The 15,953-nt window shown below is 43.3% G+C and carries 12 protein-coding genes and 1 riboswitch; all 12 genes read left to right on the top strand.

Going from position 1 to position 15,953, the window contains the following annotated elements; all coding sequences use genetic code 11:
* Nucleotides 1–5: 5 nt before the first annotated feature.
* The 12 genes from OCV65_RS06740 (at nucleotide 6) to OCV65_RS06685 (ending at nucleotide 15,946) form a co-directional block, all read left to right on the top strand.
* On the top strand, nucleotides 6–1,508 hold the full coding sequence (locus OCV65_RS06740; RefSeq protein WP_262581419.1) for a cobyric acid synthase: 1,503 nt from the start codon (nucleotides 6–8) through the stop codon (nucleotides 1,506–1,508).
* Nucleotides 1,508–2,038: a bifunctional adenosylcobinamide kinase/adenosylcobinamide-phosphate guanylyltransferase gene (locus OCV65_RS06735; protein WP_118382723.1), complete on the top strand. Its 531-nt coding sequence runs from the start codon at nucleotides 1,508–1,510 to the stop codon at nucleotides 2,036–2,038. The genes OCV65_RS06740 and OCV65_RS06735 overlap by 1 nt, the downstream gene beginning before the upstream one ends.
* Complete coding sequence (locus tag OCV65_RS06730; RefSeq protein WP_262581418.1) at nucleotides 2,035–2,415, top strand: bifunctional adenosylcobinamide kinase/adenosylcobinamide-phosphate guanylyltransferase; 381 nt, start codon at nucleotides 2,035–2,037, stop codon at nucleotides 2,413–2,415. The genes OCV65_RS06735 and OCV65_RS06730 overlap by 4 nt, the downstream gene beginning before the upstream one ends.
* 5 nt (nucleotides 2,416–2,420) lie before the next feature.
* The gene (locus tag OCV65_RS06725; protein WP_330666895.1) at nucleotides 2,421–3,074 is read left to right on the top strand and encodes a precorrin-8X methylmutase; all 654 of its coding nucleotides are present in this window, start codon (nucleotides 2,421–2,423) and stop codon (nucleotides 3,072–3,074) included.
* 2 nt (nucleotides 3,075–3,076) lie between these two features.
* Complete coding sequence (locus tag OCV65_RS06720) at nucleotides 3,077–3,697, top strand: TetR/AcrR family transcriptional regulator (protein WP_262581417.1); 621 nt, start codon at nucleotides 3,077–3,079, stop codon at nucleotides 3,695–3,697.
* Between the two features lie 177 nt (nucleotides 3,698–3,874).
* On the top strand, nucleotides 3,875–5,632 hold the full coding sequence (locus OCV65_RS06715; protein WP_262581416.1) for an ABC transporter ATP-binding protein: 1,758 nt from the start codon (nucleotides 3,875–3,877) through the stop codon (nucleotides 5,630–5,632).
* Between the two features lies 1 nt (nucleotide 5,633).
* The gene (locus tag OCV65_RS06710) at nucleotides 5,634–7,367 is read left to right on the top strand and encodes an ABC transporter ATP-binding protein (protein WP_262581415.1); all 1,734 of its coding nucleotides are present in this window, start codon (nucleotides 5,634–5,636) and stop codon (nucleotides 7,365–7,367) included.
* A gap of 236 nt (nucleotides 7,368–7,603) precedes the next feature.
* Nucleotides 7,604–8,647, top strand: coding sequence for a helix-turn-helix domain-containing protein (locus tag OCV65_RS06705; RefSeq protein WP_262581414.1), 1,044 nt, complete (start codon nucleotides 7,604–7,606; stop codon nucleotides 8,645–8,647).
* Between the two features lie 310 nt (nucleotides 8,648–8,957).
* Nucleotides 8,958–10,346, top strand: coding sequence for an aminopeptidase (locus OCV65_RS06700; RefSeq protein WP_118382718.1), 1,389 nt, complete (start codon nucleotides 8,958–8,960; stop codon nucleotides 10,344–10,346).
* A gap of 117 nt (nucleotides 10,347–10,463) precedes the next feature.
* Entirely contained in the window at nucleotides 10,464–11,156 is a 693-nt protein-coding gene (locus OCV65_RS06695; protein ID WP_262581413.1) for an HAD family hydrolase, read from the top strand.
* Nucleotides 11,157–11,508: 352 nt separating this feature from the next.
* A riboswitch (cobalamin riboswitch) is annotated at nucleotides 11,509–11,725 on the top strand.
* 165 nt (nucleotides 11,726–11,890) lie between these two features.
* Complete coding sequence (locus tag OCV65_RS06690) at nucleotides 11,891–14,746, top strand: hypothetical protein (protein WP_262581412.1); 2,856 nt, start codon at nucleotides 11,891–11,893, stop codon at nucleotides 14,744–14,746.
* Entirely contained in the window at nucleotides 14,747–15,946 is a 1,200-nt protein-coding gene (locus OCV65_RS06685; protein ID WP_262581411.1) for an ABC transporter substrate-binding protein, read from the top strand.
* Nucleotides 15,947–15,953 lie beyond the last annotated feature (7 nt).

The raw sequence follows: 15,953 nt of genomic DNA, 5'->3' as shown, positions 1-15,953 counted from the left end.
GACAGATGGCAAAGCCGATTATGATACAGGGAACCATGTCAAATGCCGGGAAAAGTGTGCTGACGGGAGGACTTCTGCGGGTGCTTGCGCAGGACGGTGTAAAGGCAGCTCCGTTCAAATCCCAGAACATGGCATTGAATTCATACATTACAGAAGACGGTCTGGAAATGGGAAGGGCGCAGGTAATGCAGGCAGAGGCGGCAGGTATTGAACCAATTGCGGCAATGAATCCAATCCTGTTGAAGCCGACCAATGATACAGGCTCACAGGTGATCATCAATGGAAAAGTGGAAGGCACTATGTCGGCCATGGAATATTACCGGAGAAAGACAGAGTATATTCCAGTGATCATGGAAGCATATGAAAAGCTGTCGAAGCAGTATGATATAATCGTAGTGGAAGGTGCAGGAAGCCCGGCGGAGATTAATCTGAAGACCAATGATATTGTTAATATGGGGTTGGCGAAAATGATCGACGCACCGGTGCTTTTGACCGGAGATATCGACAGAGGAGGTGTGTTTGCGCAGATTGTTGGAACCATTGTGCTGTTAGAGGAGGAAGAAAGGCGACGCATCAAGGGAACTATTATCAATAAATTCCGTGGAGATAAGGAAATCTTACGACCGGGACTGGATATGCTGGTAGAGCGAACTCATGTGCCAGTCTGTGGGGTAGTGCCGTACTTCTATCTGGATATTGACGATGAGGACAGCTTGTCTGAGCGTTTTGCAGGAAAGCAGGGAAATGGACCGATTGATATTGCGGTTATCCGTTTTCCGAGGATTTCGAATTTTACAGATCTGGCTGCGCTTGAATGCAGAGAAGAAGTATCGCTTCGTTATATCAGTCAGTCAGCAGATTTTGGCGAACCGGATCTGGTGATCCTTCCGGGAACTAAGAGTACGATCGCAGATCTTCTGTGGATGCGACAGAATGGATTAGAAGGAAAGATACTCCGCCATGCATCGGCAGGTGGTCTGGTATTTGGCATCTGTGGTGGATATCAGATGCTGGGAGCTGAAGTGCATGATCCTGACGGAGTGGAGGCTGGTGCTGGCAAATGTGTGCGCGGTATGGAACTTCTGCCTGCAAGAACAGTCTTTGAACCGGAAAAGCATCGGACACAGATAACCGGTCATTTTGGTATTGTACAAGGAGCATTTGCGGAACTTACGGATGTGCCGTTTGCCGGATATGAGATTCATATGGGCAAAACCGAATGTATGGGCGAGACGGAGCCACTTCTGCATCTGGACAGTGGTACTGCAGACGGTATGCAGCATGGTAATGTCTATGGCTGCTATATTCATGGCATTTTTGATCAGGCCGAGGTTGTAACGGCAGTTCTTAAGACAATCTTGAAACGTAAAGGATTGGATGCAGATCAGGTGAAGAATATTGACCGAAAACAGTATAAAGAAGAACAGTATGATAAACTGGCAGATATCATCCGAGAGAATTTGGATATGAAGATGGTCTATGAGATCATAGAACGCGGAGGAAAATAATGTTGCATGTAGTAACCGGAGGCAGCGGAAGTGGGAAATCCGCTTATGCGGAAACAGAACTCCTACGCCTGGCGAAACAAAATAATTGCAAAAAATATTATATTGCTACTATGGAACCCTTCGGGAACGAGACACTTAAGAAGATTGCACGTCATCGGGAAATGCGCAAGGATAAAGGTTTTGATACGTTGGAACGTTATGTGGATCTGAAGGGAACGGCAGAAATGTTGACAGACCGTCCGGCGGTTCTGCTGGAGTGCATGTCGAATCTGACGGCAAATGAGATTTATCGCCCGGATGGAGCAGGAGAGCAGACCGCGGACAGCATCGTGGACGGTGTGGAAGAACTCTGTAGCAGATGTGAACATGTGGTGATTGTTACCAATGAAGTGTGTTCGGAGTGTACCAGAGATTCAGCGGATATGATCCGGTATAAGAAGATTCTCTCGGAAGTGAACCGCAGGCTTGCACAGAAGGCAGATTGGGTAACGGAAGTGGTCTATGGAATACCAGTGGAGGTAAAACGATGAAGATGATAATCGGTGGAGCTTATCAGGGACAGCTTGCATGGGCGCAAGCACATTTTCCAGAGATTGCAGATGAAGATTGGATTGATGGAAAAGATTGTAAAGAAACAGATATATTTACATGCAAAGCTATTTATGGTTTCCATGAATATATACGAAATGTAAAAGAAGAACAGAGAGCTGTACTTGCAGACAAGCTGATCTATCAGAATCCGGGGATTGTTCTGGTCAGTGATGAGATTGGATATGGGCTGGTGCCGATTGATGCAGCCGATCGCTGCTACAGAGAACAGGTAGGGCGGATCTGTACAGAGCTGGCTGCTTTTTCGGATGAAGTGGTACGTGTGGTTATGGGGATTGGAACAAAGATAAAGGGGTAACGAAGATGAAGATGATGAAAGAGATTGAACTGGAACAGGTGCTCCCGCAAGAGATTGAGAAGAGGAGCTTCGAAATTATCACAGAAGAACTGGGAGACGTGAAGCTAGTGCCGGGAACCGAACCTGTGGTAAAACGCTGCATTCATACCAGTGCAGATTTTGACTATGCGAAGAACCTGGTGTTTTCCGATGGAGTGATTGAACATGCGCTGAAGGTACTGGGAAGCGGTGCAACCATCGTTACGGATACGCAGATGGCGATGGCGGGTGTTAATAAAAGAAAGCTTGCAGCACTTGGCTGTCAGATTCGGTGCTTCATGTCAGATCCGGATGTGGCAGAAGAAGCAAAAAAGAGAGGCGTTACGCGCGCGGTAGTCAGCATGGAGCATGCTGCGAAGCTTCCGGGTCCGTTGATCTTTGCAATCGGCAATGCTCCGACCGCTTTGGTGCATTTGTACGAACTTGTGAAGTCCGGGGCAGTGAAGCCGGAGCTTATTATCGGTGTGCCGGTAGGATTTGTGAATGTTGTGCCATCGAAGGAACTGATACTGACATTAGAAGATGTGCCGTATATCGTAGCAAGAGGAAGAAAAGGCGGCAGTAATATTGCAGCCTGCATCTGCAATGCGTTGCTGTATATGATGCCGGGAGGACGTTAGGATTGAAGCAGGATGCAAAACATAACACATTAGAACAAATTCATATAGCGGCAAAAAAGGAATTTCTGGAAAAAGGATTTAAGACAGCTTCGCTTCGGAATATTGTGAAAATGGCCGGAGTTACGACCGGTGCATTTTATGGATATTACAAGAGTAAGGAAGAATTGTTTGGAGCGCTGGTAGATGAGCAATATCATTATGTGATGGAACATTTCTGTCAGGCGCAGGATGAATTTGCGGAGCTTCCGGCAGAGGAACAGCCGGATCATGTGGGAGAGATATCCGTGGACTGTATGCTTGACGTGTTGCTCTATGCACAAAATTATCCGGAGGAATTTCAGCTTCTTTTGTGCTGCGCGGAAGGAACAAGATATGCGGGAATGATTGATGAAATGGTGGAAATTGAGGTAGAAGCGACACATCGCTATCAGGAGAGCCTTGACAGTGTGGGCAGACCGTCGCCGGAGATTGATTCTATGCTGGAACATATGCTGGCAACTGGAATGTTTAACACCTATTTTGAAATGTTTATTCATCAGATGCCACTTGATCAGGCGAAGATATATCTGAAAACTATGCACGAATTTTATACAGCTGGCTGGATGAAAATATTAAAACAGTAAGTTAAAACTAACGAAAATGCTTGACAAAAAAGGAATTTCTGGAGTATCTTTATAACAGTGTTATATATGACGACTGCGCTGCATGCAGTCTTTTCTTAAAATCGATAGTTAGTTGCAACTAATTATTGATAAGGAGAAAAATAGCATAATTTAAAGAAGAGGAAAAGAGGTTTTAAGATGAAGAAACAAAGTTCCTTAGCAAGGCTCTTTGCGTATGCAGGCAATTACAAATACCTGACAATTCTGTCATGGATACTGTCTGTGATCAGTGCATGGATTGCGCTCGTACCATTCTATTACATTTGGAAAATCATCAGAGAAGTGCTGAATGCAGCACCGGAGTACAGCCAGGTAGAGCATTTATCCAGCTATGGGTGGTCTGCTGTGCTTTCAGCATTATTATCTATGGTAATCTATATTGGTGCTTTGATGTGCTCTCATATTGCAGCGTTTCGCGTGCAGGCAAATATGAGATCAGAAATGATGCATCATATTGTGACATTGCCATTAGGCTTTATGGATAGTGAAGGAAGCGGAAAAATCCGTAAAACGGTAAATGAATGCAGTGCAGCAACGGAAGCATATCTGGCTCATCAGCTTCCGGATCAGGCAGGGGCCTATGCTACACCGGTGGGACTGCTGGTGTTGCTGCTGGTATTTGACTGGCGGCTTGGATTGTTAAGTCTTATTCCTGTAGGTCTTGCATTTCTTATCATGGGAAGCATGATGGGGAAGAAGATGGAACAGAAGATGAAGGAGTATCAGAATGCACTGGAGGAAATGTCCAGCGAAGCTGTGGAATACGTGCGTGGTATTCCTGTCGTTAAGACGTTTGGGCAGTCTGTGTTTTCGTTTAAACGCTTCCGTACATCCATTGAAAAATATGAAAAATGGACGATTGCATATACAGAGGATCTGAGGATACCGATGGTTGCCTATACAACAATCATCAATGCGGTATTTACCATATTGATCGCGGCTGCATTTTTCTTTACAGCAAGTAATACATTTCTTTTAAATCTATTGTTTTACATTATTATCACACCGATCATTACAGTGACACTGAATAAGATCATGTTCTTCAGTGAGAATAAAATGATCGTGGCAGATGCACTGGCACGTGTGGATGGAATCATGGATTGCAGACCACTGGAAGAGAGTGGACGGGAAGAGCAGCCAAAAGATCATTCGATTATCTTTGAACGTGTATCTTTCCGATATGAAGACACTGCGAAAGATGCATTGCATCAGATCAATCTCAAAATCGGAGAGGGAGAACATGTGGCATTTGTAGGACCGTCCGGCGGAGGGAAGACTACGCTGGCAAGCCTGATTGCAAGGTTCTTTGATGTGACGGAAGGCGCAGTGAAGATCGGCGGTGTGGATGTCAGAGATATTCCGTCAAAGGAGCTGCTGGAGCAGGTTTCATTTGTGTTTCAGGATAGTAAACTGTTGAAAATGTCTATTTATGATAATGTGCGTATGGGTAAGAAAGATGCTTCCAGAGAAGAAGTGATGGAAGCATTAAAGAATGCCCAGTGTGAAGATATTATAGAAAAACTTCCGGATGGTATGGATACGATTATTGGAACAAAAGGTACCTATGTATCCGGTGGTGAGGCACAGCGTCTGTCCATTGCACGGGCAATGCTTAAGAATGCACCGATTCTGATCCTCGATGAGGCGACAGCATTTGCAGATCCTGATAATGAGACAAAAGTACAGGAAGCGTTCAGCAGACTTTCTAAGGGCAAGACGGTTGTCATGATTGCACACAGATTGTCTTCTGTAACCAATGCCGATCGTATCTTCGTATTAAAAGATGGTGAGATCGAAGAATCAGGTACTCATGAAAGTCTGGAAAAAGCAAATGGATTATATGCTCACATGTGGGAAAAATATAATCAGTCTGTATGCTGGAAGGTAGGTGTGTAATATGACATTAAAAGAGAAATTACAACACAGATATGCGCTTTCAGAAAAAGGTGCGCAGGATATGATCCGTGCATTTATTTCTGTAACGATCTCAGATATTGTTCTGATGTTGCCGGTAGGAATGTTATATATGCTGGTGAAATACTATATGGCAGATGATCTGAACGGCAGAGGAGGTTTCTTTGCAATTGGATGTATTGCGTGTCTGATCCTGATTGCTGTGACAACTTATATTCAGTATAATGCAACATTCTTAAATACTTACATAGAAAGTGGAGTGCGAAGAACTACATTGGCAGAAAAGCTTAGAAAGATACCATTATCTTTTTTTGGAAAGAAAGATCTGTCAGACCTTACCAGTGCGATTATGGCAGACTGTGCCACCATGGAGACAGCATCTTCGCATTGGATTCCGGAACTGATCGGTGCGTGTATTTCTACAGTATTAGTGGCTGTGAGCCTTTTCTTTTTGAACTGGAGAATGGCAATCGCAGCTCTTTGGGTACTTCCGGTTTCATTTCTGATCGTGCTCTGTTCCGGTAGAGTACAGAAGAATATGGCAGCCAAACAGATGACTCTGAAGATGGCGTGTGTAGACGGGATTCAGGAGTGTCTGGAAACCGTACGTGATCTGCGCGCCAATAATTCAGAAGACGAGTATCTGAAAGGACTTGATGATAAAATCCATGCAGTGGAAAAGCATGCGATTTTTTCAGAATTAACTACAGCGGTATTTGTGGCAGGTGCACAGATGATCCTGAAGTTTGGTATTGCAACAACTGCTTTGTTGGGGGGTATGCTTCTGGCAAAAGGTGATATTGATGTGCTGACTTTCTTTATGTTTCTGCTGCTGGTATCCAGATTGTATGATCCGATGCAGATCTCATTACAGAATCTGGCAGCGATTATTGCAACTGATGTCCAGTGTGAACGTCTGGATGAGATATTGTCTCATAAAGTACAGAAAGGAAAAACCGAACTTACGAATAAAGGCTATGATATTGAATTTTCGCATGTGGGATTTGCTTATGACAGCGGAGAAACGGTGTTAAAAGATGTTTCATTTACAGCGAAACAGGGTGAGGTTACAGCTTTGATCGGACCTTCCGGTGGTGGAAAGACAACGGTATCCAGACTGGCATCCAGATTCTGGGACGCACAGAAAGGACGAATTACAGTTGGAGGTATGGATATACAGAATGTGGATCCGGAGACGCTGATGTCTCTGTATTCCATTGTCTTTCAGGATGTAACATTATTTAATAATTCGATTATGGAAAATATCCGAATCGGCAGACAGGATGCAACCGATGAAGAAGTTATTGCAGCTGCAAAGCTGGCACATTGTGATGAGTTCGCAGAAAAAATGCCGAATGGCTGGAATACGATGATCGGTGAAAACGGCTCCGAATTGTCTGGCGGTGAGCGGCAGAGAATTTCGATCGCCAGAGCATTCCTGAAGGATGCACCGATCATTCTGCTGGATGAAGCAACAGCATCACTGGATGTGGATAATGAGACGGTTATTCAGGAATCACTTTCAAAACTGATCAGGAATAAGACCGTTATGATTATTGCGCATCGCATGCGTACGGTAGCCGAGGCGGATAAGATTGTTGTATTAAAAGATGGCGTAGTGGCAGAGATTGGTATGCCGAAAGAACTGGAAGAGAAAGGCGGCATCTATCAGCATATGGCAGCAGTACAGATGCAGGCGGCAGGCTGGCAGCTGTAAACGAAATAGTGACTTAATAATGAGTCGTTAAGACAGAGCGTGGCTTAAGACAGAGTCATGGTCTGTCTTTTTATATAGCGTTGACAAGCAAAAATATATGGCTGTAACAGGCAGAAATACGTGGCTGCAACTGTCAGTTGACAAATTGTATGGTATACTTTATGGTAAGCAAAAGAGGAAAATGTTATGCTGTGTTCACAAGAAAAGAAACGTGAGTTTTAGTCAGGAGGATAGATATGATCTTAGCAGATAAAATCATATTATTGCGAAAAAGAAAAGGGTGGTCACAGGAAGAACTTGCAGAACAGCTCGGTGTGACGAGACAGTCTGTATCAAAATGGGAAGGAGCACAGTCAGTACCGGATATTCAGAAAATTATACAAATGAGTGAGATATTTGGAGTTACGACAGACTATCTGTTAAAAGATGAGATAGAAGATACAAAGACAGAAGATAAAGAGGTCATTAATAGAAAAGAATCAGAAGATAATCCGGAAGAACTGCGGGTACTTACAATGAATGAGGCATCAGAATATCTCAGACTCCGCAGGGAAGCGGCACCGAAGATGGCCGGTGCCACATTGTTATGCGTACTGTCTCCGATAGCACTTCTTATGCTCAGTGCACTCAGTGAACGCCCTGAGTTCTCTTTGTCGGAAAATATGGCTGCCGGAATCGGACTGTGCGTGCTGTTGCTTCTGGTTACGATTGCGGTGGTAGAGTTTATGTCCTGTTATCATAAAGTGAAACAGTATGATTATCTGGAAAATGAAGCAATTCAACTGGAGACCGGAGCAGCAGAGATGGTAAAGAAACAGAAAGAAGAGTTTCGACCGGCGTACAGCCGTATGAATATCACAGGAGTGGTGCTGTGCATCCTGTCAGTATTGCCGTTATTCATGTCAGTCTGTGTGGAGGGACCGGATATCCTATATGTTGGCATGGTAAGTCTGCTATTGATCATTGTCGGCTTAGGATGCTATGCATTTGTTTATGCAGGTACGATACAGAATGCCATGGATAAACTGTTGGAAGAGGGAGATTATTCACGAAAAAGTAAGGAAGAGAAAAGCGTGCGCGGAACGGTCAGCGTTGTATACTGGCTGATAGTGACAGCAATTTTTCTTTATTATACATTTGGACCGCAGGGAAATGGCCAGCCACAGTATAGCTGGTTTGTCTGGGCAGTCGCAGGTGTACTCTACGGTGCTTTGATGACGGTGTGGACTCTCTTGGAGAAACGAAATAATATAGAAAACTCCAGTAGAGGAATTCTGTGATGTTATCTCAGTCGAGAAGACTCCCACCTCTTCAGGTAATGAGTAATAGCAAATTTGTCTCAGTGGGAGTCCAATCTCCGACTGAGATAAACGCTCCGCGAGGATGCGCAGTGATTCTGATAGGAATATGTCAGCTTCGCTGACCAGAATCACGCGCCAAGTCTCATGGATGTTCGACTTGAATGTCGGAATAACAGGGAAATGGTATGGCATCTAAGATAGGGATGTGTTATACTAAGAATTACGCAGAAAGGACAGACTATATAAGTAAATGTCTGATCCAATAGTATAATTTAGGAGGTAGTGAAAAATGGAGAGAGCAAATGTATGGTCCTCATATAATCAGGATCAGATTGCTGAGTTAGAAGCTACAAATGCATTGTATAAACATTGCCTGGACGAAGGTAAGACAGAGCGTGAATGTGTGAAAGTCGCAGTTCGTATGGCAAAGGAAAAAGGATATCAGGATATCCGTGATCTGATTAAGAATCAGACACCTGTAAAGGCAGGAGATAAGATCTATGCAGTATGCATGGACAAGAGTGTATCTCTGTTCCAGATTGGTAAGAAGCCACTGGAAGAAGGTATGAATATTCTGGGAGCACACATCGATTCACCACGTATTGATGTAAAGCAGAATCCATTATATGAAAGTGAAGAATTTGCATATCTGGATACGCACTATTATGGTGGAATTAAGAAATATCAGTGGTTGACAATGCCGCTCGCAATTCATGGTGTGGTTGCTAAGACGAACGGAGAAGTCGTAGACGTATGCATCGGTGAGAGCGAGGAAGATCCGGTATTTGCAGTAACAGACCTGTTGCCACATCTGGCTGCCAAGCAGATGGAGCAGAAAGCCAATGCGATCATCGAAGGCGAGAAACTTGACGTGATCATTGGTAACCGTCCGCTCGAAGGAGTATCGGAAGATGAGAAAGAAGCAGTAAAGAAGAATATGCTTGCTATTCTGGAAGAGCGTTATGGAATGACAGAAGAAGATTTTGTTTCAGCAGAGTTAGAGATCGTTCCGGCTGGAAAGTCCAGAGACATGGGATTTGACAGAAGTATGGTAATGGGATACGGACAGGACGACAGAGTATGTGGATTTACATCTCTCTTTGCTATGCTGGATGTTGAAGCAGGAGACAGAACAACATGTTGTATCTTAGTAGATAAAGAAGAAATCGGAAGCGTTGGTGCAACAGGTATGCATTCAAGATTCTTCGAAAATGCAGTAGCAGAGATTCTTGCATTAATGGGTGAGACTGCTGATATTAAAGTAAGAAGAGCACTGCAGAACTCTAAGATGCTTTCTTCAGATGTAAGCGCAGCTTACGATCCGATGTTTGCAGAAGCCTTTGAGAAGAGAAGTTCAGCATTTTTCGGAAAAGGACTTGTATTCAATAAGTTCACAGGAAGCCGCGGAAAGAGCGGATCCAACGATGCCAATGCAGAATATCTTGCACAGATCCGCAAGGCATTAGATACGGATGGAGTAGCATACCAGTTCGCAGAGCTTGGTAAAGTTGATGTCGGTGGCGGTGGAACCATCGCATACATCATGGCAAACTACGGAATGGAAGTCATCGACAGCGGTGTAGCTATTCTGTGCATGCATGCTCCATGGGAAATTGCAAGCAAAGCCGATATCTACGAAGCATATAAAGGATATAAGGCATTTTTGAAAAATATGTAATACCAGGGTATAAAAGACAAGCCGTTCATGCTCGCATGAAACGGCTTGTCCTTTATACCCGCCAAAACATGAGGAAGCGCGGAGCAATCCGAGGTGTTACATAGAAGAGGAGTACATATGATAAAAGCTGTAATTTTTGATATTGATAATACGTTATATAGCTACGAACACAGTCATGAATACGGCATGAGATCATTAGCGGCTTATTGCAATCGCGTGTTTGGAGTATCGGAAGAAGAAACAGAAGAATGTTATAAAAGAGCTAACAAGATCATGATGGGCAGAATTGGCAGTGAGACAGCAGCTATGCACAATCGTCTGATGCGGATGCAGTGTATGTTGGAATTGTGGGACAAGCCATTATTTCCGCATACGGTGAATATGTATGACAGGTACTGGAATGCATCAATCGAGCATTCATTGATTTCGTCAGGAATCATCAGGTTTATGCAGAAATTGAAAGAACGTGGTATTCGTATTGGGATTGGAACGGATATGACTGCACATATTCAATACCGACGACTGGAATTTTTAAATCTTTCGCCATATATTGATTTTATTGTTACCAGTGAAGAAGCAGGAGTGGAGAAACCAACACCGCATCTGTTTGAATTATGTGTTGAAAAAGCAGGCGTACCTGCAGGTGAATGTGCATTTATCGGAGATAATCTTACAAAAGATGTAAAGGGTGCCTGGGATAACGGATTAAAAGGAATTTGGTATACGAAATGGATAGAACAGCAGGAAGAAACAGAATACCCGGTGATTCAGTCATTTGATGAGGTAGATGTAGAAGAGTTTTTGAAATAGAAAGAATGGTATATGTGATATGAAGTTCCTTTTGCGGTAATTAATAACTACAAAAAGGGACTTTTTTAAATGCGTTTATGTGACTTTTGTGGTAGGGCTAGGACATATAAAAAAGGTAAATGATACACAATGGATATATACAAAAATGATAAATTTGAATAAACATAAAAGTATATTGCGGAAGTATTGGAAGTAGGCATAGATATAGTACAAGAGTGGTTGTCTGAAGTCGTATACGAATAAAACAGGATCAAATACATGAAAGGATAGTACTTAATAAGAAAAGAAATGAGTCTAGAAGACGGCTGGTGAGTTGTTGACTTGCCGATCGTCAGATGCTATATTAACTAGGTAATTTTATAAAACGTTCGGTGCTGTTTAGCATGGCTGCGGAATATGCTTCTTTAAGCAGACTATGCCGGAACAGATAAAAGGGAAACAGGTGAGATGCCTGTACGAACTCGTCACTGTGAGTAAATGGCTATGGCTGGAATGCCACTGGGTAACTGGGAAGGCAGACATAGAGATACTTTACAAGTCAGGAAACCTGCCGGTCGTTGGTGCGGGGAATGCAGATTCCAGATCACGAGTAATTGATTGTACCGAAATGATCATGAATTCAAGGCTTCCTGTATTTCAGGTCAGGAAGGTTTGATTTTTGTAGAATTCTTTATTCTGATTATTTCCCCAGATAACAAAGACAACATGATATTGCAGAAGGAATGAGGAGAAAAATGAAGAGATATCATAAGCGTTTTCTTGCTCTTTGCTTGAGTGCGTCTATGCTTGTGTCGCCGCTTAGCTATACGAAAGCTTATGCATCATCGGATGAAGCCGGTGTCACAGAAAACAGCAGTCAGAATGAAACTGTAGCAGAGTCAGAAAACAAATCAGAGAGTCAGAGTCCGGCAGCAGAAGAAGCTGGCAACGCGTCGAGTCAGGAAAATGCGTTAAACAATAATAGCAATACAGCAAACGCAGAAAAATCCGGCAGTGTAGCTGAACAGCAGGAAAGTCAGCAAACAGCAGAGACAGGTCAGGTACAGAGTGAAGCATCAGATGGAGAGAATGTTGTAGTACAGACAGCGAATGCACCGACTGTAACGGGTAATACCGTTCAGGTAGTAAAAGAAGATGGAAAAGTATTTGCGATGTTCAAAATTACCACTTCGACGGTTAAGAAAAACGGAGAACTGTATGATGTGTCATTTACTACAAGCAGCAACAGTTATGATAAGATTTATCTGGGATCCAAAAACGATGAAGCAAAAGAACCTGTAATTAAAAGAAGTGCAGATGGAACCAATACATTCACATTTAAAGTAGATGCATCTAAAGTTGGAAAAGTGCAGTCTGTAGCACTGGGAAAGCCAGATGGAAGCTGGTATACCAAGGCTGATCTGTGGATTTATATTCCGGAGGAAACAGTGACGGAACCGGGAACGAATCCAACACCGGAGCCAGAACCGACTCCGAGACCAGAACCAACTCCGACTACCCCGGAAGATGGAAGCTATAATAACATAGGCGTAACATCCAGTGCGTCCATGTTTAAAGTTGTAGATTGTAAGCTAGTGGTAAAAGATGGAAAACTGACAGCGGTACTTACTTTAAGTGGAACTGGGTATGGATATTTATATAAGGGAACAAAAGAAGAAGCAGCAGTTGCAGATAAGAGCACATGGATTCCATTTGTGGAAGATGTAAATGGAAAGTATACCTATAGCCTGCCATTAAATTCTCTTGCAGAAAACAAAGTTAAGTTAGCGGCGTATTCTACAAAATATGCAAAATGGTATGACCGTGAATTAACATTTGATTTTTCTAACATGGACAGAATATATCCGACAGCAGCGGATGGCATATACTCTATTGAAGTGGAAACTGGCGCGGCTATGTTTAAAGTAGTTGACTGTAAGCTGACAGTTAAGAATGGCTTGATGTCAGCGGTAATTACTTTGAGTGGTACAGGGTATGATTATCTTTATATGGGAACGGGAGCAGATGCTGAGAAAGCAGATCGTAAATCATGGGTTCCATATGTGGTAGATGCAAATGGCAAGTATACCTATACCATTCCGGTAGAGGCGTTGGATAAGGAAATTGCAGTAGCCTCTCATTCTATTAAAAAGAATCAGTGGTATGCTCGTACTCTTACATTCAAATATGACACGTTACAGAAGATAAGTGATGACAGCAATACAAATCCATCCAACCCATCTACTCCGTCTAAGCCGTCGGATAATAATGGTAATGGTAATTCTGGTGCATCAAAGCCAAATGACGGCAAAGCGGACAATGAATCCAAGTGGGAGGCAGATACCAGTGGATCTACATCTGCTGTCAATAGTTCTACTACATTAGCTGATGGCGTATATACGCCAGACAGATTTAGCTGGTCAGGTGGAACCGGTAAGGTAAAGATTACGTGTAATAAGGTTACCATTCAGAATGGTCAGGCATATGCTACGCTGGTATTTGACAGTGATCATTATCAATATGTAAAAGCAGACGGAAAGACTTACTATACGACCAAAGGCGGTGGAATGGCAACAGTTGTAATTCCGATTGCACTGAATCAGAATAATACCATCCTTGGTATGACGGACAAAATGTCAGTGGCACATGAGATTGCATATACAATTTTTGTATATCTGGCGGCAGCCGGTAATGGAAAAGGTGCAGGAACTGTTCAGAATAAGACACTGGATGACAAAGCACCGGAGATCATGGGACTGAATTATGAGTCTGAGACGAAGCTGGAACATGCAGAGTACTTTAAAATCTATCATTATGATAAGGGCATTACACTTCTGGAAGTAGATGTGACAAAGGACACCATTCGTGATCCGGAAAAGAAAGACCCTGATAAAAAAGAAACCGATGCGAACAAAGATTCTGATAAGTCAGAAGAGACTTCGAAGGATCAGAGCTCGGAGGCAGTAGATTCTGCGGAAGATGGTGAGGCTGTAGTCGGTGAAACGGAACAGGCGGCAGAACTTTATAAAGGAAATGTCATCAAATATCTTCTTGTACCGGAGAATACTGTGATTCCTGTGGGACTCAGTGAGGATATGATCGTAGTACAGATGCCAACAGACCAAGCGTATGTATCCGATAATGAGATACTGAAGCAGATGGAAGAGATGGACCTGCTAGATCAGGTGGCAGCAGTCGGTATGAAAAAAAAGAACTGTGAAGTCTCTGATATTGCGGATAAGATGTCAAAGAAAAAAGATGAAAAACAGGCAGAAGTTATCTACGGTGGTAAAGAGAGAGACCCGAAGTATCGAGACCTGGTAAAACAGGAAATAAATCTCGCGCTGGTATCCGGTGATCTGCTTCCGGCAGAGGATAAGACCACGAAGAAGGGCAAGACCATTACGGAAGAAGACCAGATTGAGCAGTGGGAGAAGATTACTGAAAAGTATGCACTTCTTGGAATCCCGATGATCGTGGATCGTTCGGAAGATGAAAAGGATGATCTGGCAAAAGCAGAATGGATCAAGGTGTATGGTGTGATCTTCGGATGCGAGGATCAGGCAAATGCTCTGTATAACAAAGCCGTACAGCAGGCAGGAGAAAAGTAAATGAAGAAAAAGTTATTATATCAGGTGTTTGCGGTAATAATGATGGCGACATTTTTGGTAACAGGATGTGGTCAGAGCGGAAATGACAGTAAAGCTAGTAAAAGCAGTCAGCGAAGCGAGGCAAAAGCTTCTGATAAAGAGAAAGGGGATGCTCCGGAGATTCCGGAGCTGACTTTCGAAAGGGCAATGGATCTGACTTATGCAAAAGAATTTGATGTGTATTATTATAAGGATGGATATAAGCTGATTGATGTACATGAGGACAGACAGCATCTTATTGTTCCAGAGGGCAAGGAAGCACCGGAAGGATTGGATGAGGATATTGTGGTGATCAAACAGCCGGTACAGAACATCTACATGGCAGCAACGGCAACCATGTCGCTTTTTGACAGACTGGATGCATTGGATACTATCAGTTTTTCCGGACTGGAAGCTTCGGGCTGGTATGTGGAGAATGCTAAAGAAGCAATGGAGTCAGGAGATATTACCTATGCTGGTAAATATAGCGAGCCGGATTATGAGAAGATCGTAGACGGAGACTGTAATCTGGCAATTGAGTCTACCATGATCCTGCATACACCAAAGGTACAGGAGATGATCGAAGAACTTGGGATTCCGGTATTTGTGGACTATTCCAGTTATGAAGCACATCCGCTTGGCAGAACAGAGTGGATCAAGCTGTATGGCGCAATGCTGAATAAAGAAGATCTGGCAGAATCATTTTTTGAAGATCAGGCGAAAGTAATCGAAGAACTGAAAGATTTCAAAAATACAGAGAAGACAGTTGCATACTTCTATATGAATTCTGATGGCTCTGTCGTGGTACGTAAGTCAGATGACTACATTCCGTCAATGATCGAGATTGCAGGCGGCAGATACATTTTCACAGACCTGAAGAATGCAGACAGCAATGCACCTTCTGTAAAGCTGACGATGGAAGAATTCTATGCGACAGCAGTAGATACGGATTATCTGATCTATAATGGAACCATTGACGGGCAGGTCAGCAGTATTGCGGATCTGGAGTCCAAGAGTGATCTCTTTGCGGAGTTCAAGGCCGTCAAAGACGGAAATGTATGGTATACTGGAAAAAATCTGTATCAGGCGACAGATACAGTTGGAGAACTGATCGGGGACATTCATCATATGCTGACGGATGGGGATGCGAGTCAGATGACATTTCTTGAGAAAATGAATTAGGTGAGGT

This window comes from Dorea ammoniilytica (assembly GCF_025567415.1).
Taxonomy (GTDB): Bacteria; Bacillota; Clostridia; order Lachnospirales; family Lachnospiraceae; genus Claveliimonas; species Claveliimonas ammoniilytica.
The sequence above is the reverse complement of the archived record's forward strand: the minus strand, read 5'-3'. Positions and strand labels throughout refer to the sequence as shown.

Bases quoted from the DNA above. Each gene is read 5' to 3' on its own strand.
- OCV65_RS06740 (WP_262581419.1), top strand. From the start codon at position 6: ATGGCAAAGCCGATTATGATACAGGGAACCATGTCAAATGCCGGGAAA.
- OCV65_RS06735 (WP_118382723.1), top strand. From the start codon at position 1,508: ATGTTGCATGTAGTAACCGGAGGCAGCGGAAGTGGGAAATCCGCTTAT.
- OCV65_RS06730 (WP_262581418.1), top strand. From the start codon at position 2,035: ATGAAGATGATAATCGGTGGAGCTTATCAGGGACAGCTTGCATGGGCG.
- OCV65_RS06725 (WP_330666895.1), top strand. From the start codon at position 2,421: ATGAAGATGATGAAAGAGATTGAACTGGAACAGGTGCTCCCGCAAGAG.
- OCV65_RS06715 (WP_262581416.1), top strand. From the start codon at position 3,875: ATGAAGAAACAAAGTTCCTTAGCAAGGCTCTTTGCGTATGCAGGCAAT.
- OCV65_RS06710 (WP_262581415.1), top strand. From the start codon at position 5,634: ATGACATTAAAAGAGAAATTACAACACAGATATGCGCTTTCAGAAAAA.
- OCV65_RS06705 (WP_262581414.1), top strand. From the start codon at position 7,604: ATGATCTTAGCAGATAAAATCATATTATTGCGAAAAAGAAAAGGGTGG.
- OCV65_RS06700 (WP_118382718.1), top strand. From the start codon at position 8,958: ATGGAGAGAGCAAATGTATGGTCCTCATATAATCAGGATCAGATTGCT.
- OCV65_RS06695 (WP_262581413.1), top strand. From the start codon at position 10,464: ATGATAAAAGCTGTAATTTTTGATATTGATAATACGTTATATAGCTAC.
- OCV65_RS06690 (WP_262581412.1), top strand. From the start codon at position 11,891: ATGAAGAGATATCATAAGCGTTTTCTTGCTCTTTGCTTGAGTGCGTCT.
- OCV65_RS06685 (WP_262581411.1), top strand. From the start codon at position 14,747: ATGAAGAAAAAGTTATTATATCAGGTGTTTGCGGTAATAATGATGGCG.